Below are 25,496 nucleotides of genomic sequence, written 5' to 3' on the forward strand. Positions count from 1 at the left end.
GTGGCGTGCATCCGGCATCTGAAGCATCGCGAGCGGCTCTCGACGCAATTGAAAACGTTTGCTCGTGGAGACGGTCCGATACGATTGACGCAAATGTTGACGCCTGCCGCCGCGGCATCCGGGCGATTGACCGAATGCCGATGGAGTTCGGCGACTTTTCTAAAGGGAGAAACCGGTCCGGTTTATTTGATTCACCGGCCAGAGGCAATGTAGCTTCGAAGCGTCGTGGTCGCAAGAAGAACTACTTTTAGACACGTGTTCGTTTATCGCAACTTTAAAGTGTGTGCGTTCGCGTACATACGGACAGTGAGCGACTAAGCGGAAAATCAGGGTCTTGATCGACATGTCGTCCGAAAAAATTCAATCGCCTCGATAATCGGCGGCACGCTTCGTGCCCAGCGGGATAAAGGCGGATGGGGTTTCGTCTGACGTAAGGAAATACTGGAGGCGAGTGAATGACGCTCTCGAAGACGCTGTTTTCCAGCGTACGGGACTGGTTACCCGATAACCTGTATCTGACCATTTGGCACCGTCGCAGAATCGGACGATTTCCGAGGCTGCGAAATCCGATGACGTTCAATGAAAAAATCCTGCGGCGCTGCCTCGAACCGGACCCGCGTTATGGCGACCTGAGCGACAAGCTGAAAGTGCGCGACTACGTGGCCGACAAGATCGGCAGCGGATATCTGGTGCCGCTCGTCGCGGAGCCGGGCGCCTTCACGCGCGAAGTTTTCGATGCGCTTCCGCAAGCCTTCGTCATGAAGGCGAATCACGGCAGCGGCTTCGTGCACGTGGTTCGCGACAAACGCGAAACGTCGTTCGAAAAGCTCGATGCGATGGCGCAACGCTGGCTCACGACCGACTTCTACGCGGTCGCGCGCGAGCGGCATTACCGCACGATCGAGCGGCGCATTTTCTTCGAACAATTGCTGATCGGCGAGGACGGCAAGATTCCGCCGGACCTGAAGTTCCACGTCTTCAACAAGCAGTCGGGCGAGCCGAAGATTTTCATTCTCGTCATCACGGACCGCTTCGGCGAGCCGCGCGGCGACATGTACGATGCCGACTGGAATCTGCTCGATATCGGCATGGGGCATTATCCGCGCAGCCCGGTGCCGGCGCCGCGACCGGCCAATCTGGAGGCGCTGGTGTCGATCGCGCGCACGCTCGCGAGCGATTTCGGATTCGTGCGCGTCGACCTCTACGATGCAAAAGACACGATTTATTTCGGGGAGCTGACTTTCACGCCGGGCGCGGGCATGTTCGCGCTGCATCCGGACAAGGTCGACTATGAGTGGGGCAGCCTGATGTAACGCGTAACGCGTAACGGGTAGCAGGTAACGCGCATGGCATGCAAAGCGGTTCCGTGCAGTGATTGATACTATCGGCTGATATTCACTGCAACGCCCGTCCATGCCAACTGCCGCAGCCTCCGCGCCCCGCGTCGGCCCGCTCTTTGCGCTCGTTCCGTTCCTGCGCCCCTACGCCGGGCGGTGGGCGCTCGCGTTCCTCGCGCTCGTCGTCTCGGCGGGGGCGACACTTGCATTGCCGATGGCGTTCCGGTACCTCATCGACCGTGGCTTCGCGAGCGGCGACCGGACGCATATCGACCGCTATTTCATCGCGCTCTTCGTGGTGTCGCTCGTTCTCGCGGGCGCCACGGCGCTGCGCTTCTATTTCGTTTCGTGGCTGGGCGAGCGCGTGACGGCCGATCTGCGCAGCGCGGTCTACGATCACATCATGGGCATGAGCCCGCAATTCTTCGAGACCACGCAAACGGGTGAAGTCCTCTCGCGTCTCACGACCGATACCACGCTGATCCAGACCGTCGTCGGCACGAGCCTCTCGCTCGGATTGCGCAATGCGCTGCTGACGACAGGCGGCATCGCGATGCTCGTGACGACGAGCCCGGTGCTCTCGGGATACATCATCGCCGTGCTGATCGTGGTCGTCGCGCCGATCATCTTCTTCGGACGGCGCGTGCGCCGGCTCTCGCGCGCGAGTCAGGACAAGGTCGCGAATGCGAGCGCGCTCGCGGGCGAAGTCCTCAATGCGATGCCGACCGTGCAGTCGTACACGCAGGAGCCGTACGAGACGCGGCGCTTCGGCGCGGCGGTGGAATCCGCCTTCGAGACGGCACTCACGCGCATCCGTGCGCGCGCGGGACTGACCGCCGTGGTCATCGTGTTCGTGTTCGCCGCCGTCGTGTACGTGCTCTGGCTCGGCGCGCAGGCCGTGCTCGCCGGACAGATGACGGCGGGCCAGTTGTCGCAGTTCATTCTCTATGCGGTCTTCACGGCGGGCGCGGTCGGCGCGCTCGCTGAAGTTTGGGGCGATCTGCAGCGCGCGGCGGGCGCCACCGATCGCCTCATGCAATTGCTGGCGGCGCAATCGCCCGTCACCGAAGCCGTGTTGCCCGTGCCGCTGCCCGCGAAAGGCGAGGGCATACGATTCGAGAATGTCGGCTTCTCGTATCCGTCGCGTCCTAGCGTTGCCGCGCTATCGGCGTTTTCGCTCGATGTCGCTCCCGGCGAGCACGTCGCGCTCGTCGGGCCATCGGGTGCGGGCAAGACCACGCTGTTCCAGTTGCTGCTGCGGTTCTACGACGCGCAGTCGGGAAGCATCCTCATCAACGGCGTGCCGACGCGGCAACTGTCGCTCGCGACACTGCGCCGCGCGATCGGCGTCGTGTTGCAGGACTCCGTGATTTTCTCGGGCAGCGTGCTCGACAACATCCGCTACGGCATGCCGGAGGCCACGCTCGAACAAGTGCGCCGCGCCGCCGACATGGCCGCCGCGGCCGCTTTCATCGAACAGCTTCCGCAGGGCTACGACACGTTCCTCGGCGAGCGCGGCGTGCGGCTCTCGGGCGGGCAGCGTCAGCGCATCGCGATTGCGCGCGCGATCCTGCGCAATCCGCCGATCCTTCTTCTCGACGAAGCCACCAGCGCGCTCGACGCGGCAAGCGAGCGGCTCGTGCAAACCGCGCTCGACAACGCCGCGCAGAATCGCACGACGCTCGTCATCGCGCATCGGCTCGCGACGGTTCAGCAAGCGGACCGCATCGTCGTGATGGAACACGGGCGCATCGTCGCGCAAGGGCGGCACGCCGACCTGCTGCAAAGCTCGCCGCTATACGCACAACTCGCGGCGCTGCAGTTCGGCGAGACTCATCGTTCACCGAGGTCCAACCATGCCACTTCAAACGGGTAACTTGTTCAGCGTCGAAGCGAAGCGCGACGCCGGGGAACGCATCGACATGCTCGTCACGGGGCAGCGCCTGAACGTGGAGCGCATCGTGTCGATGGGCCACGCGAGCCCGGACGGTTTCTGGTACGACGACTCTCGCGCGGAGTGGGTCGTGCTGCTGTCGGGCGCGGCCGCTCTCGAATTCGAAGACGATTCGACACTTCACGAGATGCGTCCCGGCGACTACGTATTGATCGAGCCGCATTGCCGGCATCGCGTCGCGTGGACGCACGATGCGCAGCCGACCGTCTGGCTCGCGATCTATCACGAACGAAGCGCGTGAACCGGCGTCCGTAGCAAGCGCAACGACAAGCGCAACGAGGCCACAAAAACCGGCAAACGTTTGCAATAACGGGCATTTACGATTTCGCAACAACGCAACGCATTGCGCCGCGCCTTGTCACCGAAAGTTCACACAGAACCCTTAGCGTGCTCTGTTTCGTCATACACCGGCCAGCGTTTCCATGCATCCAGCGTTTTCGAGCTTTCGCCGTTTTTCCGGGCAGGGGGACCTTCGCACCGCCGGCGATCTATGCAGGGAGGTTCCTTCCGTAGACGCCGAGGGCTCTAACGCATTGGTCATGGAGATCTTCTCCGCGCGCCGCGACATGAGCAGCCTCGCCGTGATCGAGGGCCTTCGTCCCATCGGGCTCATCAACCGCGATATCTTCATGTCGCAGATGAGCAAGCCGTTTCATCGCGAGCTGTACGACAAGAAGAGCTGCATCGCGTTCATGGACAAGGAACCGCTGATCGTCGAAGCGGACGTGAGCATCGAAACGCTCGCCTTCAGAACGGTCGATGCCGGCGAGAAGGCGCTCGTTGACGGCTTCATCGTCACGCGCGACGGACGCTTCTCGGGCGTGGGCAGCGGTCTCGAACTGGTCAGCGCCGTCGCGCAGATGCAGGCAGCGAAAAACCGCCAGATCATGCAGAGCATCGAGTATGCAAGCGTGATCCAGCGCGCGATGCTGCGCGCATCCGACGACACCTTGTCGACGCAGCTTCGCGATGTCGCGATGGTCTGGGAGCCGCGCGACGTGGTCGGCGGCGACTTCTATCACTTCGCCGCGTTCCCGCATGGCTGGTTCGGCGCAGTCGCCGATTGCACGGGGCACGGCGTGCCGGGCGCGTTCATGACCTTGCTCGCTTCGGCGTCGCTCTCGAAGGCGATCGAGCAGATCGGCCCGCGCGATCCGGCCGCGCTCTTGTCAGCGGTCAATCGCAACGTGAAGGGCTTGCTCGGGCAGGTGAACAACGAGGCGGGCGGCCTGCAATCGAACGACGGACTCGATACCGCGTTCTTCTGGTTCGATGCCGCGCAGAAGCTGCTGCATTTCGCCGGCGCGCGCATCGCGCTGCATATCCTGCCGCCCGATGCCGACGCGTTCGAGACGATCGCGCCCGATCGCATGGGCGTGGGCTATGCGGACAGCCGCGCCGATCACGCATGGACGCTGCGCACGCTCGAACCCGCGCCCGGCAGTCTGCTCTTCATCTGCACCGACGGGCTGACCGATCAGGTCGGCGGCCCGCGAAGCATTTCCTTCGGCCGGCGCCGCATTCTCGACGTGATTCACGCACATCGCGAAGAGACGCCGTCGGCGATCTGCGAATACGTTCGCCTCGCGCTCGCGAACTGGCAAGGCACGCAGCCGCGCCGCGACGATGTCACGTTCTTTTGCGCCCGTATCCGGTGAACTTCAAGCATGTCTCAACTACTCGATCACGACAGCGCCTTCTTCGATCTCGCACAGCGACGCAACGTTCTCTTCTACCACAAGGGCTATTTCTCGCATCACATCGTCGCTGCAATGGGCGAGGTCGTGAAGCTGCAGCTCGAAGTCGCGGGCGTGAGCGGTCCGACGCGCCGCAAGCTCTTCTCGTCGTTTGTCGAACTTTCGCAGAACATCGTGCACTACTCGTCGAACGCGCTTCAGCCGGGCGGCGAAGGCACGGGTTCGATACGCGAGGGCGCGGTGTGCATCTCGAAGGACGGCGGGCATCACGTCATGCTGTGCGTCAATCCGATGGCGACATCGGACGTGGAAAGCCTGCGCAACAAGCTGGAGCCGCTGCGCAATATGTCGCTCGAAGAAATCAGGCAGGCGTACAAGCAATCGTTGCGCGCCGACACGCCGGAAGACAGCAAAGGCGCCGGCCTCGGCTTCCTGACGATGGCGCGCGATGCGAGCGCGCCGCTCGAATTCGCATTTCATCCGCGTGCCGACGAACCCGGAACCACGCTGTTTTGCCTTATGGCGATAATCTGAGCACGAAGGCACGAGAACCATGGACAACTTCTATATTGCCGCCACCACGACGTCGCCCGAGGTCGATTTCCGTTTCGACCAGCACGCACTGCTGCTCAAGGGCGAGTCGTATCCCGAGAACGCGGCCGCTTTCTATGCGCCCGTCATCGAGCAGATGCGCAAGTATCTCGCGGGCACGAGCGGCGCGGTCGTCACCATCGACGTCGCGCTCACGTACTTCAACAGTTCGAGCACGAAGATGCTGTTCAGCCTGTTCGATGCGCTCGATCACGCCGCGCAATCCGGCAGCCGCGTGCTGATGAACTGGTATCACGACGAAGAAGACGAGACCATCGCGGAGTTCGGCGAAGAGTTGAAGGCCGACTTCGGTGCGATCGAATTCAGCGATCGTCCCATCGCGCATCCGGGACGTTAGGCATGTCGTCGAGATACTCCTCCGATGCGGCATCGGGTGCGGCGCCCGATCTGTTCCAGAACGAGAGCGCGGCGCTCGACAAGGCGCGCGCGATGCACGCGGCGAGCGGCGCGGATGCCGCCGAGTATCGCAGCTCGCTGGGGGAGCTCATCGATCACTTCGAACGCCTGATGCGCGAAACGCGGCGCCTCATCGGCCGCAGCGACCGCGCCGAGCGTGAGATGCAGGCGCTCGCGCAGCAGCTGGCGCATCGCGCATCGCACGATGCATTGACGGGCGTGCTCAACCGCAGCGCCGTCATCGAGCAGGCGGCGAAGGCGCTGCGCACCGAAAGCGCGGCGATGATCGTGCTCGACATCGACGAGTTCAAGCGGATCAACGACGACTTCGGCCACCCGACCGGCGATGCGGTCATTCTGGGCGTCGTCGATTGTCTGCGGCGCATCGTGGGCGATCGCGGCTTCATCGGCCGAGTCGGCGGCGAAGAGTTCACCGTGCTGCTGCCGCGCCACGATCCCGCCAGCGCCGCGCTGCTTGCCGAACGCATGCGCGAGGCGATCAGCGACACGCTGGTGGTCGCATCGGTCGATCGCCGTATCACCGCGAGCTTCGGCGTCAGCAACAACGACGCGGGCACGGGCTTCGACATCGCCTACGGACTCGCCGACGCTGCGCTGTATCGTGCGAAACGCGGCGGACGCAATCGCGTGGAAATCGCCGAGCGATAGCGCGTTCGCGTCCGTTTCAGCGAGCGGCTCGCGGCGCGCGGACGGAGCGAAAATGCGATGCGCGCGGAGCATTGTGTTAAGGTCTGCCGCTACACCGCACAAACGTGCACACGAGCGCAACTCCCAACGCTATCGCATTTGCAAATCCGATCGAGGCGACTTCGGTACGCGCTCGCGCAACGCCGCGCAAGCTGTCGACACGCATACACCGAATCAAAAATGGCTTACACGACCCCGGAAATTACCGCGCTCCTGGCCAAACAGGACATGTTGAACAAGCAACTCGCCGAGGCGAAGGAACGCGAGACGCGTCAGGTGCTCATCGAGATCGTCCAGAAGATGCGCGAATACGGCATCGGTCTGGAAGAACTGCTCGGCGGCAAGCCGAAAGCCGAGGAACCGGCGAAAGAAGCGAAGTATCGCGATCCGGTTGGCGGCGCGACATGGAGCGGCCGCGGCCGTGCGCCGCAATGGATCGCCGGAAAGAATCGCGATGACTTTCTCGCGGAAAAACGCGCAAGCGTGACAAGCAAGGCAGCGGTGCAAGCCGCGCTGTTCGGCGACGAAGGCTGACGTCGACTTAATCGCTCGTGTCGAAATCGAAGGCGCTCGAAGCGCCCGCATACGCGTGCGGCGATTTAGTCAGGATGTCTACAGAAGGGATTTTCCCTGCGCGAGAATCTTGTCGCAGATCTGCTTGGTGATCTGCTCTTTCAGGCCGCTGCCGCTCAGGTCGACCTGCTTGCCGTTGCCGCTATCGAGAATGCCTTTTGCGCCGTTCGTGTAACCCGAGTCGCTCGTCGCCGATCCGCCGAGCTTGCTCATCAGTCCGTCCTTGACCGATGACGCGCTGCCGCCGAGATAATTGTTCTTGACGCAATATTCGAGCACACCCGCGACGTTGCCCGTGCTGCCCGACGATAACGAGTCCAGCGACAAGCCGCTCGTCAGTCCGCCGAGGTTGCCGAGTCCGCTGCTGCTGCTGGCGTCCTTGCCTTGATTGAGAAGATTGCCGAGTTGCGCGTGCGCGATCGGAACATATAGAAGGGTTGCAGTCAGGATTCCGCTGGCCAGAGTGCGACGGCTTGAGAAAATCATGGTGCCTCCTTGGTTGATCTCTCACTATAGTCGAAGAACGCGCCGGGAAAAGCCGTGGGCCTGACGTGCCGCCAAAGACATCGAGCGATCATCGCGGACATTGACATGAAGAATCTTGAACTCATTCGAGCCGCAGCGAAAGCGTACGAAGCGGGCGATCTTTCCGCCGCCGAAGAGAAGCTGCGTGCATCGATCGAACTGGATGAACGCAACGGCGTCGCGCAAAACAATCTGGCCAATCTGTTGCGTATTTCGGGCCGCTTCGATGAAGCAGTCGCGCATTACCGCCTCGCGCTGCGCGCTCATCCCGGCTCGGCCGGCATTCGCAGCAACCTCGCCGGCGCGTTGGAGGAACTGGGTCAGTACGATCTCGCAGAAGCCGAATATCGCGCGGCTGTGCGGCTCGATCCGGACTTTGCCGAAGCCCGTTTCAATCTCGCGCTGCTCTTGCTCGCCTCGGGCAACTACACGGATGGCTGGGTCTATTACGAAGCGCGCGAGAGCGTCTTTCGCGATTATGGCGCGCTGCCTTTTCCGAAATGGAACGGCGAAGATCTGCGCGGAAAGTCGCTTCTTCTGCTGACCGAACAAGGCTACGGCGACGCGATCCAGTTCTGCCGATACATCGCGCTGCTTCGGGAGCGCGGCGTGGCCACCGTGACCATCGCCTGCAAGCCGGAACTCGCGCCGCTCCTGCGCACGACCGGCAACATCGATCACGTCGTGACCGATCCGCAGTCGCTGCACATGCACGATTACTGGATTTCGCTGCTGAGTCTGCCGCAGCGTTTCAACACGACGGTCGATTCGATCCCTGCGAACGTGCCGTATCTCGGCGTGTTCGGCAACCGGATCGACGCATGGCGGCCCCGATTGCCGGCCGATGGCCTTCGCGTGGGACTCGTCTGGAAGGGGAATCCGGGACACGACAACGACGCGCATCGATCCGTGCGTCATTTCGCGGAGCTTGCGCCGCTGTGGTCCGTGCCGGGCATCGAATACATCAGCCTGCAAGTAGGCGAGGCCGAAGCCGAATGCGAAGGCCGCGAGACACAGCAACCGATTTTGCGGCTCGGCCGCGATATCCGCGACTTTGCCGACACGGCCGCCATCGTCGCGCAACTGAATCTCGTGATCTGTGTGGACACCGCCATCGCGCATCTGGCCGGGGCGCTCGGCATCGCCTGCTGGCTGATGCTGCCCGGGCGCGGCGTCGACTGGCGTTGGCATCGGCTGGGCACCACATCGCCGTGGTATCCGGAGAAGATGTTTCTCTTTCGGCAGGACGCGCGCGGCTGGCCCGGCGTGATCGACGATGTTACGCGCGCGCTCAGCGACATCGTGCGGCAGCGAAACGCATAACGCGCCTCTATTCGCACACGACGTCGATAGATTTTATCGACCGCCGATGGAAGGCTTTTCCGTTATCGGTGCCAAAGGTCGACACCGTTTCGGCGCGTGATCTCACGTGGCTGCGACTGGCGTCGTAAACGAGGGAAAAGCCATGTCTCAGCCGAAGCATCCAGCCGATGGAGAGACACTTCTTGATCTGCCCGACCTCGCGGCCACCGACGCCGCGCGAGGCAGCAACATCATCGTCATGGCGGAAGCGGGCTTGCGCGTATGGCTCGCGCGCAAGTTCGACGTGCACGCCGCGCTCGCCCGTGCGCTTTTTCACGTCGACGCCCCTGCAAGCGCCACCGACACGTTGACGCGCATGCTCGCCGACGCGCAACCATCGACGATCGACATCGCATGACAGCATTCGTCGATCGTCCGGAACTGTTGTTCGTCGCGCTGCTCGCGCTGTTCATCGGCGCGGTGGCGTGCGGCGCGTTCCTGTTGCGGCGCTTCGCCGTGCTGCCGGACGAGGACCGCGAAGACTTCAACCTCATCCAGACTTCGACGCTGACGCTGCTCGCGCTGCTGGTCGGCTTCAGCTTGTCGATGGCGGTGAACCGCTACGACCTGCGCAAGACGCTGGAAGAAGGCGAGGCCAATGCCATCGGCACCGAATATGCGCGCGCCGATCTCGTCGATGCCGCCACCGGCGCGAAGATCAAGTCCGCGCTCGTCCGCTATGCGAAGCTGAGACTGGCCAACTACAAGACGCGCGCGCCCGCGGAACTCGCGGCGATCGTCCGCGATACGGCCAGCGTCCAGACGGAACTCTGGCGGCTCGCGACGCAGGTGGCGAAAGATCAGCCGACGCCCATCGGCGCGCTCGTCGTCGCGGGCATGAACGATGTCCTCGACTCGCAGGACTACGCGGAGGCCGCGCGCATCAATCACATTCCGCTGGGCGCGTGGTATCTGATGATCGTGATCGCGCTGCTCGGATGCGTCGTGCAGGGTTATGGCGCGAAGGGCAGCTTGCGCAAAGGGCTGCTTATCACGATTCTTCCTGCGACGGTTGCGCTGTCGCTTGCGCTCATCGCGGATATCGACAGCCCTAAAGGCGGACTCATCCTTGTCGAGCCGCGCGATCTCACGCGGCTGATACGGTCGTTCTGAACGGCCGTTCTTCGCGGGCGGGATCGTACCGATCCGGTGTTTGCCGCCGGAACGCAACCTGCTAAGCTGGACAAGCACGTCGTAAGCAACATGACGGCGCTTCGCAATCGGTCGCGGTTGCCGCATTCTCTGACCGATGATTCCACGATCGCCTGGCCGGCTCATGCACTGAGCCGGTGCAGCGTTGCAATCAGGACATGCCATGCTGCAGCCATTCGCATCGTCGGAACCGTTCACCATCGGCGTCGAACTCGAAATTCAGGTCGTCAACACGCACGACTACAACCTGACCAAGGCGACGACCGAGCTGCTCAATCGCGTGAAGGAAGAAAGCTTCGCGGGCGCGATCAATCCCGAGACGACCGAAGGAATGATCGAGCTATCGACGGGTGTCTGCACGAACTTCGATCAGGCGCGAAGCGAACTGCAGGTGCTGCGCGATACGCTCGTGCGCGCGGCCGACTTCCTGAACGTGGGCGTGTGCGGCGGCGGCACGAACTTCTTCCAGAACTGGTTCGATCAGCGCTCGGACGGACGCGAACGCTCCGAATACCTGATGAATCTGTATGGCGCGCTGTATCAGCAATTCACGATCTTCGGACAGCATGTGCACGTTGGCTGCCCGGACCCCGATTCGGCGCTCGTGCTGTTGCATTCGCTGTCGCGCTATGTGCCGCACTTCGTCGCGCTGGCCGCATCGTCTCCGTTCGTGCAGGGCAGCGACACGCAGTTCCAGTGCGCGCGGCTCAATTCGGTCGCGCCGTTTCCATTGTCGGGGCAAGCGCCGTTCATGACGCGATGGTCCGAGTTCGAAGCGTATTTCGACCGGATGACGAACACGGGTCTCGTCAAGAGCCTGAAGGATTTCTATTGGGATATCCGCCCGAGTCCCGGCTACGGCACCATCGAAGTGCGGGTGATGGACACACCGTTACGCGTCGAATGGGCGGCTGCGATCGCCGCGTACATTCAGGCGCTCTCCCGCCATCTGCTGATCGATGCGCCCGTGCATCTCAGCGAGCGCGATTACGAGGTGTATCGGACGAACCGGTTCATGGCCTGCCGCTTCGGGCTGGATGGCGCCTGCGTGAATCCGGAGTCCGGTCAGCGCGGCGCGATCCGCGACGACATTCTCGCGACGCTCGACGCGATCGCCGGGCATGCGCGAATCCTCGGCGCGGAAGAAGGGCTCGACATGATCCGGCGCACCGTGACATCCGGATCGAGCGATGCCATGTGGCTGCGCCGCGTCTACGGCGCGCACGATTCGCTGCACGAAGTGGTTCGACAGCAATGCCGGGTATGGCGCGGCGATCAGGCGCTCGGATAGGCGACATCGACGCTGTATGATCCGCGGCACAAGTGACGAATCAGGATCGCCAATGTCGTCGAACACGAATACCAGCAAGAAGACGAAAGTGAAGAACACGCCGCCGGACAAGCACGATCTCGAAGCGATGTCCCTCTTCCGTTATGAGTTGCGCAAGTTTCTGCGCGTGTCGGAAGAGATCGCGAATGCAGCCGGCATCACGACGCTTCAGTATCAGTTGATGCTGCACATACGCGGATTCCCGGAGCGCCGATGGGCGACCGTCGGCGAACTCGCGGAACGTCTCCAGGCCGCGCCCAATGGAACCGCCGCGCTCGTGTCGCGCTGCGAGTCGGCGGGGCTCGTCACACGCAAGACCGACCAAACCGACCGACGGCAGGTGCAGGTGCATCTGACCGCAAAAGGCGAGCGCTGTCTGCTCAGGCTCGCTGCCGCGCACAAGGCGCACTACGGATCGTTCGGCTGGGTGTTCGGCGAGGGCTGAGTTCAGTTTATGTCACAATGTGCCTTAAATTCGATTCGACGATTTCCTGATGCGCGTTCCTGGATTCATTGACCGGCGCACGCTGCTGCGTGCAAGAAGACTGTGGCTGCACTACGGCGCGTTCTGGCTCGGCGCGGTAGCGACAGGGCTCGTCGCGGTGTTGTATGCGCGCCTGATCGACTTCGGATACAACAACTTTCTGCGCGTCACCGCGGTCTATTGGTGGCTGCCGCTGCTGATTACGCCCGCTATCGGCGCGTTCGGCGTCTGGGTGACGCGCCGCTTCTTTCCGGGCGCTGAAGGCAGCGGTATTCCGCAAGTCATCGCGATGCTTCACGACGGCCGCGATCTGGGACCGAAGCTTCTGACGATCCGCATTCTCGTGGGCAAGATCGCGGTGTCGTTTCTGTCGATACTCGGCGGCTTCACCATCGGGCGCGAAGGACCGACCATCCACGTCGGCGCGGCGCTCATGTTCAGCCTGCGCCGCTTCTATCCGGCGCGCGTGCGCAGCATGCGTGGCGGCGCGCTCGAACGCAATCTTGCGCTCGCGGGCGCGGCAGCGGGATTATCCGCCGCGTTCAATGCGCCGCTCGCGGGCGTGGTGTTCGCCATCGAGGAACTCACGCGCAGCTTCGAGCAGCGCACGAGCGGCGTGCTCATCACGGCGATCATCTTCGCGGGGATCGTGTCGCTCGGGCTGCAAGGCAACTACACCTATTTCGGCACGATCGATTTCAGCGGGCACTTTCCCGAGTCGCTCGCGCTCGCCGTCATTCTGCTCGGCGTCGTGACGGGCATCGCGGGCGGTATCTTCTGCTGGCTGCTGCTCAATACGCAACGCTGGATGCCGGCTCAACTCGTGAGCTGGCGTCAGGCGCGGCCGGTTGCCTTCGGTGCGGCATGCGGCCTCGTGATCGCCGTGATCGGCGTGGCGGCGGGCGGGCACACGTTCGGCAGCGGCTACGCCGAAGCGCGCGGCATGCTCGAAGGCGGCTCGCAACTCGGCGCGAGCTATCCGCTGCTGAAAATGGCGTCGATGATCGGCTCGTATCTTCCGGGCGCGCCAGGCGGACTTTTCGCGCCATCGCTCGCAATCGGCGCGGGCATCGGCAATGCGCTGCATCTCGTCTTCGGCGGCATGCAGTTGCCGATGCTGATCGCGCTCGGAATGGTCGGCTATCTCGCCGCCGTCACGCAGAGTCCTATCACGGCGTTCGTGATCGTCATCGAGATGATCAATGGACACGCGCTCGTGCTCTCGCTGATGGCCACGGCGCTGATCTCCAGCCAGGTTTCGAAGCTGTTCGCACCGCCGCTCTATGAAGCGCTCGCGCATAAGTACATGAGCAAGTAGCGCGCGGCGCGCGATTCTCGTGCGCGCGGTTGCTTCGCCTCGCCGTTAGCGATAATCTTGAAACGTTCGTGTCCGTCCAACGCGGGTTAACCCGGAGACAATCGTTTCGTGAAGCGAACGTGGGCTATCTCCAGCATCGTCATCGTCAGCGCGATCCTTGGCGGATGCGGCAAGGACGGATCGCGAAACGCCACTCAGGAAACGGGCGCATCCGCGAGTCAGGCAGCGGATCAGGCCGCGTCGTCGGCGAGCGGGGTGCAGGCGGCATCAAGCGCGCAAGTGCCGGGCGCGCTGGCCGTCGTCAAGCAAGCGCAGTTGCCGGGCGAAGCCGCCGAAACGCTGCGTCTCATCAAAGCAGGCGGTCCGTTCCCGTTCGGCGAGGACGGCGTTCTCTTTCGCAACAGCGCGGGATTGCTCGCGCAGCATCCGCGCGGCTATTACCACGCTTACACCGTCCGCACGCCAGGCTCTTCGGATCGCGGGCAGCGCCGCATCGTCTGCGGCGGCGCGCGCAAGCAGACCAGCGACTGCTACTACACCGACGATTACTACGCCAGCTTCAAGCGCATCGCGCCATAGCGAGTTCGACGCCCGTCGAATAAGCAACGCCAACACAAAGTAATGCCCGGTAACGCCTGAGGCGAATTGCGCATTGATCGGCGATTCGACGAAGCGGGCCTTGGCCTATCGTTCGATACGGCGGTTCGATCCGCCGCGACACACCACAGTTCGATGCGACGACGAAGCGCGCACACGAGCTGTCGGTTGAACGAGACCATCCATCTGGGAAACAGGCCAACCATGAATTCAGGAAAGAAGCTGCGCAGCCGGTCAATCGATGCCCGACACCGCGCGCGTCTCGCGGCGTGCTTGCTGTTGACGTCGCTCGGGGCGATATCGGTATCGCATGCGGCGAGCTTTCGTTGTCCGCGTGACGCGTCCGCGTCAGAGCGAATCGTCTGCGCGGACCCCGCGCTTTCATCGCTCGACGATAAACTCGCCGCCGTGTTCCGCGCAGCGCACGAAGCGGCGCCCGATCCCACGGCGCTCGATGCCGACCGCGTCACGCAATGGCAATGGCGTCAGCGAAACTGCAAGGACAAGGCGTGCGTGGCGGACTGGTACACGCGACGAATCTCGGAACTGGAGGCGGACGTCGTGCATGGCATGACGCAGACCGCGAAGAGGACGAAGGCGGGCATCGCGGAACAGCGGCTAGCGCCATCGGCGGAAGCGGCCGTGTTGCGTCTGAAAGGATTGGCGGCGGCGAAGGACGAGCAGACGGGCGCCGTGCCGGGGCAGGGCGATATCGAACGGCTGCGGACCGTGACGCCCATGTCCATGCTCAACATGTCGCACTCGTCGATGACCGGACGCGCGTCCGCGCCATGCCCAACCGGTTGCGCGCAAGGCCAGGTTCGCATCGCGTTCTGATCGCGAAGGAAAACGCGCCGTGACAGGCCGCGTTTTCCCGCCGATGAAAACCGTCCATCCGTACGATGTAATTGGGCGCGTAGAAAATGTAAAAGTACGACGTACAGTTTCTGTTTGTCTAAACTGGACTTGTCCGAAACGGCCGCCAAGGGGCGGCGATGCCTTCTATTTGGCGAATCGATTCGCCCTCGGTCATCGGCGAAATGTTTCGATATCCTGCATAACGACGACATCACCGGATAAGCACGCATGAGATCGTACACGGAAGTCGAACGCGAGCTGCTTTTCCTCAAGACCGCCGTCTCGTTGCTGGAACGGGCGGATATCGATTGGTGCAATGGCACGCCGGTCAAGGAACCCGCTTACTGGCGAAGCAGGCTCGAACATATCGTCGATGCATGGCCGCGCGACAGCAATCTGGAATCGAAAGCGCGGGAAGTCAGCGATCGCCTGCAGCGTCTCAGCGCACGCGATGGCATGAAACGGCTCGGCTGAAACGCACGTCCGCCGCGAAATTTCACGCAGGCAAAGGCGTCGCCGCCAACTCTTGTATAAGACATAAGACATAAGACATTTGACGCGATGCGCCATCGCATGTAAAATCGCGCTCAAAGCAATGCCCGGCGCAGCTTCGGCGTGTCTGGAAAGACTTCCCCTGCAACGCAATAACAACGGTCCCTCATGCTTGAAAATTTTCGCGCTCATGTAGCCGCGCGCGCCGCGCTCGGCATTCCTCCTCTGCCTCTGACGGCGCAGCAGACCGCCGAACTGGTCGAGCTGCTGACGAATCCGCCCGCGGGCGAAGAGCAGACGCTGGTCGATCTCATCACCAACCGCGTGCCCGCTGGCGTGGACGACGCCGCGCGCGTCAAGGCGGGCTTCCTCGCCGCCGTCGCGAAGGGCGAGACCGCCTGCGCGCTGATCTCGCGACAGCGCGCCACCGAACTGCTCGGCACCATGCTGGGCGGCTACAACATCGCGCCGCTGATCGAATTGCTCTCGGACGCCGAAGTGGGCGCGGTGGCGGCCGAAGCGCTGAAGAAGACGTTGCTGATGTTCGACCAGTTCCACGACGTGAAGGAACTCGCCGATAACGGCAATGCCCACGCGCGCGCAGTGCTGCAAAGCTGGGCCGATGCCGAATGGTTCACGAGCCGTCCGGAAGTGCCGCAAAGCCTGACCGTCACCGTGTTCAAGGTCACGGGCGAAACGAATACCGACGACCTCTCGCCGGCTCCCGACGCCACCACGCGCCCGGACATTCCGCTGCACGCGCTGGCGATGCTGAAGAACGCGCGTCCCGGCATCACGCCGGAAGAAGATGGCAAGCGCGGCCCGGTCGCGTTCATCGAATCGCTGAAAGAGAAGGGCCATCTCGTCGCGTATGTGGGCGACGTGGTCGGCACGGGTTCATCGCGCAAGTCGGCGACCAACTCGGTGCTGTGGTTCACCGGCGAAGACATTCCGTTCATCCCGAACAAGCGTTTCGGCGGCGTGTGTCTCGGCGGCAAGATCGCCCCGATCTTTTACAACACGATGGAAGACGCAGGCGCATTGCCGATCGAACTCGATGTCTCGAAGATGGAAATGGGCGATGTCGTCGAACTGCGCCCGTACGAAGGAAAGGCGCTGAAGAACGGCGAAGTGATCGCCGAATTCCAGGTCAAGTCCGACGTGCTGTTCGACGAAGTGCGCGCCGGCGGCCGCATTCCGCTCATCATCGGTCGCGGCTTGACGGCGAAGGCGCGTGAAGCGCTCGGCCTCGCGGCGTCGACGCTGTTCCGCCTGCCGCAGCAGCCCGCCGACAGCGGCCGTGGCTTCTCGCTCGCGCAAAAGATGGTTGGCCGCGCATGCGGTCTGCCGGAAGGCCAGGGCGTGCGTCCGGGCACGTATTGCGAACCGCGCATGACGTCGGTCGGCTCGCAGGACACGACCGGCCCGATGACCCGCGACGAACTGAAGGATCTCGCATGCCTCGGCTTCTCGGCCGATCTCGTCATGCAGTCGTTCTGTCACACGGCCGCGTATCCCAAGCCTGTCGACGTGAAGACGCATCAGACGCTGCCGAACTTCATCAGCACGCGCGGCGGCATTTCGCTGCGCCCCGGCGACGGCGTGATCCACTCGTGGCTGAACCGCATGCTGCTGCCCGATACCGTCGGCACCGGCGGCGACTCGCACACGCGCTTCCCGATCGGCATCAGCTTCCCGGCGGGATCGGGTCTGGTCGCGTTCGCGGCGGCCACCGGCACGATGCCGCTCGACATGCCGGAATCGGTGCTCGTGCGCTTCAAGGGCAAGATGCAGCCGGGCGTCACGCTGCGCGACCTCGTCAACGCCATTCCGCTGTACGCCATCAAGGCGGGCACGCTGACGGTCGCGAAGCAAGGCAAGAAGAACATCTTCTCGGGCCGCATCCTCGAAATCGAAGGTCTGCCCGATCTGAAGGTCGAGCAGGCGTTCGAACTGTCGGATGCGTCCGCCGAGCGTTCGGCTGCGGGTTGCACGGTGCATCTGAACAAGGAACCGATCATCGAATATCTCAACAGCAACATCACGCTGTTGAAGTGGATGATCGCGCAGGGCTATCAGGACCCGCGCAGCCTGCAACGCCGTATTAAGGCCATGGAAGCGTGGCTCGCCGATCCTCAATTGCTGCAGCCGGACGCCGACGCGCAATACGCCGCCGTCATCGAAATCGATCTGGCCGATATCCACGAGCCGATCGTCGCGTGCCCGAACGATCCGGACGACGTGAAGACGCTGTCGGACGTGGCTGGCGCTACGATCGACGAAGTGTTCATCGGTTCGTGCATGACGAATATCGGCCACTTCCGCGCAGCGTCGAAGCTGCTCGAAGGCAAGCGCGACATTCCGGTCAAGCTGTGGGTCGCGCCGCCGACCAAGATGGACCAGAAGCAACTGACCGAAGAAGGCCATTACGGTGTGTTCGGCACGGCGGGCGCGCGCACCGAAATGCCGGGCTGCTCGCTGTGCATGGGCAATCAGGCGCAAGTGCGCGAAGGCGCAACGGTCATGTCGACGTCGACGCGTAACTTCCCGAACCGTCTGGGCAAGAACACGAACGTGTATCTCGGATCGGCGGAACTGGCGGCAATCTGCTCGCGTCTGGGCAAGATTCCGACGAAGGAAGAGTACATGGCCGACATGGGCGTGCTGAACGCCAACGGCGACAAGATCTATCAGTACATGAACTTCGACCGCATCGAAGACTTCAAGGAAGTCGCCGACACCGTGCAGATGTAAGCACGCTGGTTTTAGCTTTGCTCGTAGCGCCGCAATCGAAAGATCGCGGCGCTTTTTTCTTGCCGCGCCTCGAGTATCGGGCGCTGCATGCATCAGTCGCCTTCGCGCGGCAGCAGCGCGGCGAGCAATCGCCTGAGTTCGAGACTTTCCTTCGACGTGAGCCGCGCCGTGAGAATGCGCTCGACCTCTTCTACGCGCGGGCGCAGCGTCGCGAGTTGCTTCTTTCCGGCGGCGGTCAGAAAGAGCACGTAGCTGCGCTTGTCGACGAGATCGTCGGAGCGCTCGATGAGGCCGTTGCGGACCATGCGCGCGACGAGATCGGCGATGGTCGAACGGTCCACGTCGAGCTCGTCGCCGAGTTGCCGCTGATTCACGCCGGGCGTCTTGTGCAGGATTTCGAGCGCCGCGTACTGCACGCTCGTGATGTCGGCGGAAACCTCGGCGAGCCACACCGCGACATGGCGTTGCTGTGCGCGCCGCACGAGGCTGCCCGTATATTTCGACAATGCGTCGGGATGGTCTTCTTTCTTCGGCAATTTGATCGGTTCAGGAGCGGGCCGGCGCCTGCGGAAATATCGGCCGGAAAAAGGCGTTGAGTTCCGCATGCGCGTCCAGTGGCAGGACATGCGCGACGTATTGATCCGGACGGACCACGACGAGCGCGCCCCGTTCGCGGTCGATGCCGCGCTCGTGAAAGATATCAGCCGCGCCATCGCGGGTAAATGCCTTCTCGTAATCGATCAGACCATAGCGCCCCTTGCGCGGCAGCAGCACGCGCGGCAAATCTTCGAGCCGAATGTCGCGATGATCCTGCTGGAACACCGCGCGCAGGTCGAGCACGCTGTCCAGGTCGGCGCCTTGCGGCGTGCCGAGCCGCAACACCGATTCCGGCGATGCCGCGAGATGTTCGCATAGCGCGTCGAAGGCGCGGCGGTCCGCGTCGGCGAACGCGTACAGACGCCAGCGTCCGTCGGCTTGCGCAACGTGACCGAGGTGCATCGGCTTCGCATCGGCCAAGCGGATGACGGGCGACGAGTGAAAGCGCGTGCCGATCGCAAAGCCGCTCGCGAGCGCCTGATGCGTCGCCTCGCCGGTCAGCATCGCGGGCCGATAGCGCGTCGCGACGCCCGCCGTGTAGCGCCCGGCCTTGACGAAGTACGCCTGAAGCTCGGCCGGATCGACGCCGCCCGCTTCGGGCCGGTTCGGGTCTTTCGGCGGCGCGGCCATCATCGCGGACCATTCTTTATCGAAGTCGATGAGTTCCTGCGCAATCGGCTGACGCTCGTCGGAATACGTGCGCAGCAGCGCGGCGTCGCCGATACCGCGCAGCACCGCGCCGAGTTTCCAGCCGAGATTAAAGCCGTCCTGCATCGACACGTTCATGCCCTGGCCGGCCTTCGCGCTGTGCGTATGGCACGCGTCGCCCGCGATGAACACGCGCGGCTCGCGCGATGTGCCGTCGGCGGCGATGGCATCGTCGAAACGATCGGTCAGGCGCTGGCCGACCTCGTACACGGAGAACCATGCGACTTCCTTGACGTCGAGCGAATAGGGATGCAGGATGCGCTGCGCCGTGCCGATGATGCGATCGACCTTCGTCTGCTTGAGCGCGTCGCGATTCTCCGCCGTGACTTCGCCGAGATCGACGTAAAAGCGCACGAGATAGCCGCCTTCGCGCGGAATGATGAGCAGGTTGCCTTCGCTCGCGGATTGAATCGCGGCCTTCAGACGGATGTCGGGGAAATCCGTGACGGCGAGCGCATCCATCACGCCCCACGCGTGATTCGCCGCGTCGCCGCGCAGCGTCTGGCCGATGGCCGCGCGCACACGGCTGCGCGCGCCATCGCAACCCACGACATAACGCGCGCGCACGGTGACGATTTCGTCGAGCCGCGCGGCATCGGTGCGCCGCAATGCGACGCGCACGGGATAGTCGCCCTCGCCGTCGCGCTCGACGTTCACGACTTCGAGATCGTAGTCCGGCTCGAGACGCCGCGCGGAGCGTCGCATCGCATCGAGCAGATAGTCCTGCACGCGCGCCTGGTTGACGATCACATGCGGGAACTCCGACAAACCTGTTTCGGTATCCTGAACGCGTCCGGTACGCCTGATCGCGCCGCGATCGTTCGCATCGGGCCGCCAGAACGCGGTTTCGTTGACCCAGTACGCCTCGCGCAGCAGACGGTCGCTCAGGCCGAACGCGTGAAACATCTCGACGGTACGGCACGCGACGCCGTCCGCCTGACCCATCAGGAGCGGCCCGGAGCGGCGTTCGACGATGCGCGTATCGATCGACGGAAACTGCGCCAGTTGCGCGGCCAGCACGAGCCCCGCAGGCCCGCTGCCGGCGATGAGCACGTCGACGGTTTCGGGCATGCCGTCGCGCGGCGCGGTTTCGATGGCGGGCTCGATCGCCGGGTCGCCGACGCGGAAACCGTCGAGATGGAATTGCATGGTGTCTTCCTCGTTGAATCGATGTCTCGTTGATTCGAAATATACTCCGTACACCAACTATTTCCTAGCGATTCCGCGCCACCGGATGTTTACACCTAGATCGTCAGCACGATGCGCGGTCAATCGCGGCGCAGCGCTTCGACCTGCCGTTTCCACAGCGTCCAGGGCCGCTCGATCACGCCGAGGTTGGTGTCCGTGCTGGCGCGGCCTTCGCCTTCGTCGAGATAGGTGACTTCGCCGCCGAGCGCGATGGCTTTCTGCTGCATGCCCGCGTTCAGTTCCGTATAGATCGCGCGATACACGGCCGCCGGCAGCGACGGCCCCGTCGCGACGAAACCGTGACCGCGCATCAGCGCCACATCGGAATCGCCGAGCGTTTCGGCAAGCGCGCGGCCTTGCGCGCTGTTGCGCACGAGCATGTCGGTGCAGCCGAAGCAATGGCGGATATCGAACACGGGCGAGCCGCTCGCGAGAAAGCCCGCCATGTGATAGATCGGCCGCAGCCGCACCGACGACGCCGCGAACGGAATCACCGATGGCGAATGGCTATGCACGACCGACTGCACGTCGGGGCGCGCGCGATAGATTTCGGCGTGAATCCACGTTTCCAGATAGCGCTTGCGCGTGTCGCCGTCGACCGGCTGACAGTCGAAATCGAGCGTGAGGATGTCGTCGGGCTGAACGAGTTCGGGCGCCATCGACTGCGCGATCAGGAAGTGGTGCGGATTGCGCGGATCGCGCACGCTCACGTGACCGAAGCCGTCGAGCACTTCATGCTGCGCGAGGATGTGATTGGCGGCGGCGAGGTCGTCGAAGAGGCGCTGCATGTCGTGCGCGTCGTGGGTCGTTTGAGCGGCGGTGTAGGGCGTGTTCTGCGTCATGGTGTCGTTCTGTGTGTAGTGGGAAAGGACGTGTCAGTGTCCGAATGCGGTGATTTCGGTCAGACGTTCCGGCCGCTCGACGAGAAAGACGAGCGCGGCAGCCGTGACGAGCGATGCCGCCAGCACGAAAAACATCGCGCCGGGGCCGCCGGTCGCCTGCTGCAGCACGCCGGAAATCGCGGGGCCGCACATCGCGCCGAAGCGCGCAATGCCGAAGAACACACCGACGCCGGTGCTGCGAATTTCGGTCGGATAACTCACCGCGACGAGATTGTTCAGGACCGTTTGCGTGCCGATCACGAACATGCCCGCGACCACGATGACGAGAAAGAGCGGGCCGCCCGCCATCAGCCCGAGCATCGCGATGGCGCTCGCGCCGAGCAGCCATGCGATCGACATTGCGAGCCGCCGGTTGCCGATGCGATCCGCGACGAAGCCCGAAAGCAGGCTGCCGAACGCGGAAGCGAACACCAGCAGCGAACCGTAGGCGAAGCTGATCGAGAGGTTTTCGCCGCGCTTCAGAAGGATGGTCGGCAGCCAGCCGGACAGTCCGTACGACGAGAACAGCGAAAGCGCGCCCATCGCCCAGAAACACAGCGTCTGCCGCCGAAAGCGCGCGGCTAAGAGCGCGCGTAGCGAACCGGCCTTCACGGTCGGCGCGGGCGTGACGAGTTCGGCATCGCGGAAGTCGGCGGCGCGCGCCGGCCAGAAGCGCGCGAGTTGCGCGCGTACTTCGTCCATGCGGTTGCGGCTTGCGAGAAACGCCACGGATTCCGGCAGCACGAATTGCAGCGCGAATGCGAGGATCATCGCCAGCGCGCCGGTGTAGTACATGCTCTGCCAGCCGAAGCGCGGCATCAGCCACGCGGCGATGAAGCCCGAACTCGTCGCACCGCCGATCCAGCCGAGCGAGAAGAAGCCGATCGTGAAGACGTTGTTCGCACGCTTCGGCGCGATCTCGTTGATGTACGTGACGCACATCGGCATCAGCAAGCCCAGCGCGAGACCCATGACGAAGCGCAGCGCGACGAATGAGGTCAGATCGTGCGCGTATACCGCGATGGCGAGACTCATCGCGCTCGATATCCACACGCCCGGCAGAATCACGCGACGCCGCCCGAAGCGATCGCCGAACAAGCCCGAGACCGCCGAGCCGATCGCGAAGCCGCCAAGTCCGCACGACAGCAGCAGCCCGATCTGACTGGGCGACAGATGCCACGCGGGCGCGACGTCGTGAACGATGTACGACGCGTTGTACAGATCGAAGCCGTCGTACCAGAGGATCAACGCGAGCAGGATCGCGAGACGGAAATGGAACGCGCCGAGCGGCGCGGCCTGGAGCGTGTCGCGCAGGTCGAGCCGGCCGCGCGGCAAGGGCGTCGTGTCGAGGGTCATGCGGTGTCTCCGGAATCGTTTTTGTGTTGTCGCGGAGTTCACTCTACTGATAGAGTTTATATTCATCAATATTGAGTTTTAAAATCAATGTATTGATGGCGATGCAAGAAGAACGGCGAACATGACTGAAGGAAACTGGAACGACGTGCTGAGCTGCGAGGAAGCGCTGGCGCGGCTGAACATCAAGGCGGCGACGCTCTACGCCTATGTCAGCCGCGGTCTGGTGCGCGCCACGCCGCACGAGGACGGCCGCAAGCGTCTCTATCTGCGGCGCGATATCGAGCGCCTCGCGGCGCGGAAACGCGGGCGTCCGCCGAGCGGCGCGGTGGCGGAATCCACACTGCGTCTGGGCGATCCGGTGCTGCATTCCGCGATCACGCAGATCACACCGCACGGGCCGCGCTATCGCAATCGGCTTGCGGTCGATCTGGCCGGATCGGGCGCGGCGTTCGAATCGGTCGTGCATCTGCTCACGACGGGCATCTGGCAAAGCGGTCTCGCGGTGTGGGGTGTGCTGGAGACGCCGCCCGACGTGCTGCGCTTTTTGTCGGTGTACGAGGGCGGTGTCGCGAGCGGCGACATCGGCGCGTTGCTCGGCATGGTGCCGTTCGCGCTCGCGATGCAAGGGCGCGGCACGCGCGAAATCGCCGATGGCGGCGCCGTGCAGGCCGCGCGTCTGATGCTTCAGAGCATGGCGGGCTGCGTGGGCTTTCTCGGCCCAGCGCGTGCTTTTTGCGCCCGCGCGGACGGCGAGAGCATCGCCGGGCAGATTCTGCGCGCCGCCGGTGCGACGGTTTCACCCGCGACGATGCGCGCGCTCGGCACGGCGCTCGTCGTGCTTGCCGACAACGAACTCGCGCCCGCAACGTTTTCGGCGCGCGTGGCGGCATCGACCAATGCGGATCTGTTCAGTTGCGTGGCGGCGGCGATCGGCTCGCATATCGGCTTTTCCACTGGCACCGGCACCGAGAAGATCGAGACTTTGCTGCTGTGCGAGCCGTTGTCGGAACTCGATGCGCGTGTCGATCGCGTGCGCGAGTACGGCGCGAGTCTCTTCGGCTTCAATCATCCGCTTTATCCCGGCGGCGATCCGCGCGCGGATCAGATGCTGCGCGCCGCCGCGCAGATCGCTGAGCACGGCGGCGCCGCATCCGCCGCGAGCGAGCGCACGCGCGTGACGATCGCGTTTCTCGAGCGCATGCGGCGCGAACTGAACGCGCATCCCGGCGTCGCGCTCGGCCTCGTCACGCTCGCTCGCGCGCTCGGCTTGCCCGATGGATCGGCGACGGCCATCTGGATCGTCAGCCGCACGGCCGGCTGGGTCGCGCATGTGATGGAGCAGCGCACGCAGGCGTTCCTGCTGCGTCCGCGCGCGAAATATGACATGACGCAATCCGCAGGTTTGGCTGACGCCGCAACGTCGTCTAAAGTCGATTGATGCAGCGACGTCGCGTTTCACCGCGCATTCGTCTGCGCAAAGACGGCGGCATCGGGAGAAATCATGGACTGCGTTGAGCTCTACACCGATCACGACGGGCATTCGGCATTCCGGACCATCCGCGTGTTCGAAACCGGCGCCGTGATGTTCAACGGCGTTGCCGTGTTGCTGTCGGCGCCGCAGCCGTGCGAAAGCGTGCTCGTGCACGAGTTCGACGCAGGCTATTTCCTCGATCGGCATAACCCGCCAGCGCGGCAGTATGTCGTCGTGCTGGAAGGCGAGCTCGAAGTGTCCGTGCGCGACGGCGAACTCACGCGGCGTTTCGACGAAGGCTCGGTGTTCGTCGCAGGCGATCTGCACGGCACCGGACACACGACGCGCGCGATCCGCTCGGGCCGCGCCCTCGTCATCAACCTGCGGGGATGAAGCGATGCTGCTCGAAAATCGACTGGCCGTCGTGACCGGCGCGAGTTCGGGCATCGGATTCGCGACGGCGCAACGCTTCGTGTCCGAAGGCGCGCGGGTGGCGATCAGCGCACGAAACGCCGACAAGCTCGAGCAGGCCGCGCGCGAACTGGGCGAACATGCGCTTCCGATCGTGGCCGATGCCGCGAATCCCGCCGACATGCAACGTCTCTACAGCGCAGCGACGGCGCATTTCGGGCGCGCTGTCGACGTGCTCGTCGCCAACGCGGGCATCTCGCGGCAAACGCCGGTGCGCGAGACATCGCTGGAACAGTTCTCGGAAGTGATGAACGTCAACGTCGGCGGCGTGTATGCGACGGTGCGCGAAGCCTTGCCGTTCGTTGCGCGGCCCGCATCGATCGTTCTGGTCGCATCGCTCGCGGCCAATCAGGGCACGAAGCATTTCTCGGCGTATTGCGCGTCGAAGGCGGCGGTCGTGTCGCTGGCGAAAAGCTTCGCCGCCGAATTGGTCGACCAGGACATACGCGTGAACAGCATCTCGCCGGGCGTCGCGAACACGCCGATCTTCGACACGCTCGGCATGTCGGAAGCGCAACTGCTCGAATGGGCGAAAGTCATTCCGATGAAGCGTCCCGCCGATCCCGCCGAAATCGCCGCCGCGATTCTTTTCCTGGCGACCGATGCATCGCGATACATGACCGGCGCCGATATCGCCGTCGATGGCGGCATGTCGGGAATCAGCCCGTTCTAGTT

Annotated in this window: 26 protein-coding genes; 21 read left to right on the plus strand and 5 right to left on the minus strand. The window is 63.6% G+C overall.

The window, feature by feature from the left end; all coding sequences use genetic code 11:
- Positions 1-569 precede the first annotated feature (569 nt).
- The 8 genes from AWB77_RS28965 (at position 570) to AWB77_RS29000 (ending at position 7,238) form a co-directional block, all read left to right on the plus strand.
- On the plus strand, positions 570-1,313 hold the full coding sequence (locus AWB77_RS28965; protein WP_341845010.1) for an ATP-grasp fold amidoligase family protein: 744 nt from the start codon (positions 570-572) through the stop codon (positions 1,311-1,313).
- Positions 1,314-1,413: 100 nt separating this feature from the next.
- Positions 1,414-3,213: an ABC transporter transmembrane domain-containing protein gene (locus AWB77_RS28970; RefSeq protein ID WP_061137918.1), complete on the plus strand. Its 1,800-nt coding sequence runs from the start codon at positions 1,414-1,416 to the stop codon at positions 3,211-3,213.
- Positions 3,194-3,532, plus strand: coding sequence for a cupin domain-containing protein (locus AWB77_RS28975; RefSeq protein ID WP_061137919.1), 339 nt, complete (start codon positions 3,194-3,196; stop codon positions 3,530-3,532). Before AWB77_RS28970 ends, AWB77_RS28975 begins: the two co-directional genes overlap by 20 nt.
- 298 nt (positions 3,533-3,830) lie before the next feature.
- Entirely contained in the window at positions 3,831-4,949 is a 1,119-nt protein-coding gene (locus AWB77_RS28980) for a SpoIIE family protein phosphatase (RefSeq protein WP_061137920.1), read from the plus strand.
- Between the two features lie 9 nt (positions 4,950-4,958).
- Positions 4,959-5,522, plus strand: a complete 564-nt coding sequence (locus AWB77_RS28985) for a SiaB family protein kinase (protein WP_061137921.1) — start codon at positions 4,959-4,961, stop codon at positions 5,520-5,522.
- 19 nt (positions 5,523-5,541) lie between these two features.
- A complete protein-coding gene (locus AWB77_RS28990; protein WP_061137922.1) occupies positions 5,542-5,937 on the plus strand; it encodes a DUF1987 domain-containing protein in 396 nt (131 codons plus the stop codon).
- 2 nt (positions 5,938-5,939) lie between these two features.
- A complete protein-coding gene (locus AWB77_RS28995; protein ID WP_061137923.1) occupies positions 5,940-6,665 on the plus strand; it encodes a GGDEF domain-containing protein in 726 nt (241 codons plus the stop codon).
- A 219-nt stretch (positions 6,666-6,884) separates the two neighbouring features.
- Entirely contained in the window at positions 6,885-7,238 is a 354-nt protein-coding gene (locus AWB77_RS29000) for an H-NS histone family protein (protein WP_061137924.1), read from the plus strand.
- A gap of 78 nt (positions 7,239-7,316) precedes the next feature.
- Here AWB77_RS29000 and AWB77_RS29005 read toward each other — a convergent pair whose 3' ends face one another.
- Positions 7,317-7,763 carry a YjjA family protein gene (locus AWB77_RS29005; RefSeq protein WP_061137925.1) on the minus strand — a complete coding sequence of 149 codons (447 nt, stop codon included), beginning with the start codon at positions 7,761-7,763 and terminating at the stop codon, positions 7,317-7,319.
- A 105-nt stretch (positions 7,764-7,868) separates the two neighbouring features.
- Here AWB77_RS29005 and AWB77_RS29010 point away from each other — a divergent pair, with 105 nt between their 5' ends.
- The 10 genes from AWB77_RS29010 to acnB all read left to right on the plus strand — a co-directional run bounded on the left by AWB77_RS29010 (position 7,869) and on the right by acnB (position 18,149).
- Complete coding sequence (locus AWB77_RS29010) at positions 7,869-9,125, plus strand: tetratricopeptide repeat protein (RefSeq protein WP_061137926.1); 1,257 nt, start codon at positions 7,869-7,871, stop codon at positions 9,123-9,125.
- A gap of 142 nt (positions 9,126-9,267) precedes the next feature.
- Entirely contained in the window at positions 9,268-9,522 is a 255-nt protein-coding gene (locus AWB77_RS29015; RefSeq protein WP_061137927.1) for a hypothetical protein, read from the plus strand.
- On the plus strand, positions 9,519-10,277 hold the full coding sequence (locus AWB77_RS29020) for a bestrophin-like domain (RefSeq protein ID WP_061137928.1): 759 nt from the start codon (positions 9,519-9,521) through the stop codon (positions 10,275-10,277). The genes AWB77_RS29015 and AWB77_RS29020 overlap by 4 nt, the downstream gene beginning before the upstream one ends.
- Before the next feature lie 202 nt (positions 10,278-10,479).
- Positions 10,480-11,607 (plus strand): YbdK family carboxylate-amine ligase, encoded by a 1,128-nt coding sequence (locus tag AWB77_RS29025; protein ID WP_061137929.1) that lies wholly within the window; start codon positions 10,480-10,482, stop codon positions 11,605-11,607.
- A 52-nt stretch (positions 11,608-11,659) separates the two neighbouring features.
- Positions 11,660-12,091 carry a MarR family winged helix-turn-helix transcriptional regulator gene (locus AWB77_RS29030; protein WP_061137930.1) on the plus strand — a complete coding sequence of 144 codons (432 nt, stop codon included), beginning with the start codon at positions 11,660-11,662 and terminating at the stop codon, positions 12,089-12,091.
- A gap of 49 nt (positions 12,092-12,140) precedes the next feature.
- Positions 12,141-13,448, plus strand: coding sequence for a chloride channel protein (locus tag AWB77_RS29035; protein ID WP_061137931.1), 1,308 nt, complete (start codon positions 12,141-12,143; stop codon positions 13,446-13,448).
- A 108-nt stretch (positions 13,449-13,556) separates the two neighbouring features.
- Positions 13,557-14,027 carry a ribonuclease gene (locus tag AWB77_RS29040; RefSeq protein ID WP_061137932.1) on the plus strand — a complete coding sequence of 157 codons (471 nt, stop codon included), beginning with the start codon at positions 13,557-13,559 and terminating at the stop codon, positions 14,025-14,027.
- A 222-nt stretch (positions 14,028-14,249) separates the two neighbouring features.
- Positions 14,250-14,882 (plus strand): lysozyme inhibitor LprI family protein, encoded by a 633-nt coding sequence (locus AWB77_RS29045; RefSeq protein ID WP_061137933.1) that lies wholly within the window; start codon positions 14,250-14,252, stop codon positions 14,880-14,882.
- Positions 14,883-15,131: 249 nt separating this feature from the next.
- Positions 15,132-15,377: a hypothetical protein gene (locus AWB77_RS29050; protein ID WP_061137934.1), complete on the plus strand. Its 246-nt coding sequence runs from the start codon at positions 15,132-15,134 to the stop codon at positions 15,375-15,377.
- Between the two features lie 186 nt (positions 15,378-15,563).
- Complete coding sequence (gene acnB, locus AWB77_RS29055) at positions 15,564-18,149, plus strand: bifunctional aconitate hydratase 2/2-methylisocitrate dehydratase (RefSeq protein ID WP_061137935.1); 2,586 nt, start codon at positions 15,564-15,566, stop codon at positions 18,147-18,149.
- A 92-nt stretch (positions 18,150-18,241) separates the two neighbouring features.
- Here the strand turns inward: acnB and AWB77_RS29060 are convergent, their stop codons facing one another.
- The 4 genes from AWB77_RS29060 to AWB77_RS29075 form a co-directional block, all read right to left on the minus strand.
- Positions 18,242-18,685: a MarR family winged helix-turn-helix transcriptional regulator gene (locus tag AWB77_RS29060; protein ID WP_061137936.1), complete on the minus strand. Its 444-nt coding sequence runs from the start codon at positions 18,683-18,685 to the stop codon at positions 18,242-18,244.
- A 10-nt stretch (positions 18,686-18,695) separates the two neighbouring features.
- Positions 18,696-20,603 (minus strand): FAD-binding monooxygenase, encoded by a 1,908-nt coding sequence (locus AWB77_RS29065; RefSeq protein WP_061137937.1) that lies wholly within the window; start codon positions 20,601-20,603, stop codon positions 18,696-18,698.
- Positions 20,604-20,722: 119 nt separating this feature from the next.
- Positions 20,723-21,484: a class II aldolase/adducin family protein gene (locus AWB77_RS29070; RefSeq protein WP_082852772.1), complete on the minus strand. Its 762-nt coding sequence runs from the start codon at positions 21,482-21,484 to the stop codon at positions 20,723-20,725.
- 33 nt (positions 21,485-21,517) lie between these two features.
- Positions 21,518-22,879 carry an MFS transporter gene (locus AWB77_RS29075; RefSeq protein WP_061137938.1) on the minus strand — a complete coding sequence of 454 codons (1,362 nt, stop codon included), beginning with the start codon at positions 22,877-22,879 and terminating at the stop codon, positions 21,518-21,520.
- Between the two features lie 121 nt (positions 22,880-23,000).
- Between AWB77_RS29075 and AWB77_RS29080 the strand changes: the two genes are divergently transcribed.
- The 3 genes from AWB77_RS29080 to AWB77_RS29090 all read left to right on the plus strand — a co-directional run bounded on the left by AWB77_RS29080 (position 23,001) and on the right by AWB77_RS29090 (position 25,494).
- Positions 23,001-24,317, plus strand: coding sequence for a citrate synthase (locus AWB77_RS29080; RefSeq protein ID WP_208601576.1), 1,317 nt, complete (start codon positions 23,001-23,003; stop codon positions 24,315-24,317).
- Between the two features lie 63 nt (positions 24,318-24,380).
- Positions 24,381-24,743: a cupin domain-containing protein gene (locus AWB77_RS29085; protein ID WP_061137939.1), complete on the plus strand. Its 363-nt coding sequence runs from the start codon at positions 24,381-24,383 to the stop codon at positions 24,741-24,743.
- Between the two features lie 4 nt (positions 24,744-24,747).
- The gene (locus AWB77_RS29090; RefSeq protein ID WP_061137940.1) at positions 24,748-25,494 is read left to right on the plus strand and encodes an SDR family NAD(P)-dependent oxidoreductase; all 747 of its coding nucleotides are present in this window, start codon (positions 24,748-24,750) and stop codon (positions 25,492-25,494) included.
- Positions 25,495-25,496: the final 2 nt, after the last annotated feature.

This window comes from Caballeronia fortuita (assembly GCF_001544835.2).
GTDB classification, from domain to species: domain Bacteria; phylum Pseudomonadota; class Gammaproteobacteria; order Burkholderiales; family Burkholderiaceae; genus Caballeronia; species Caballeronia fortuita.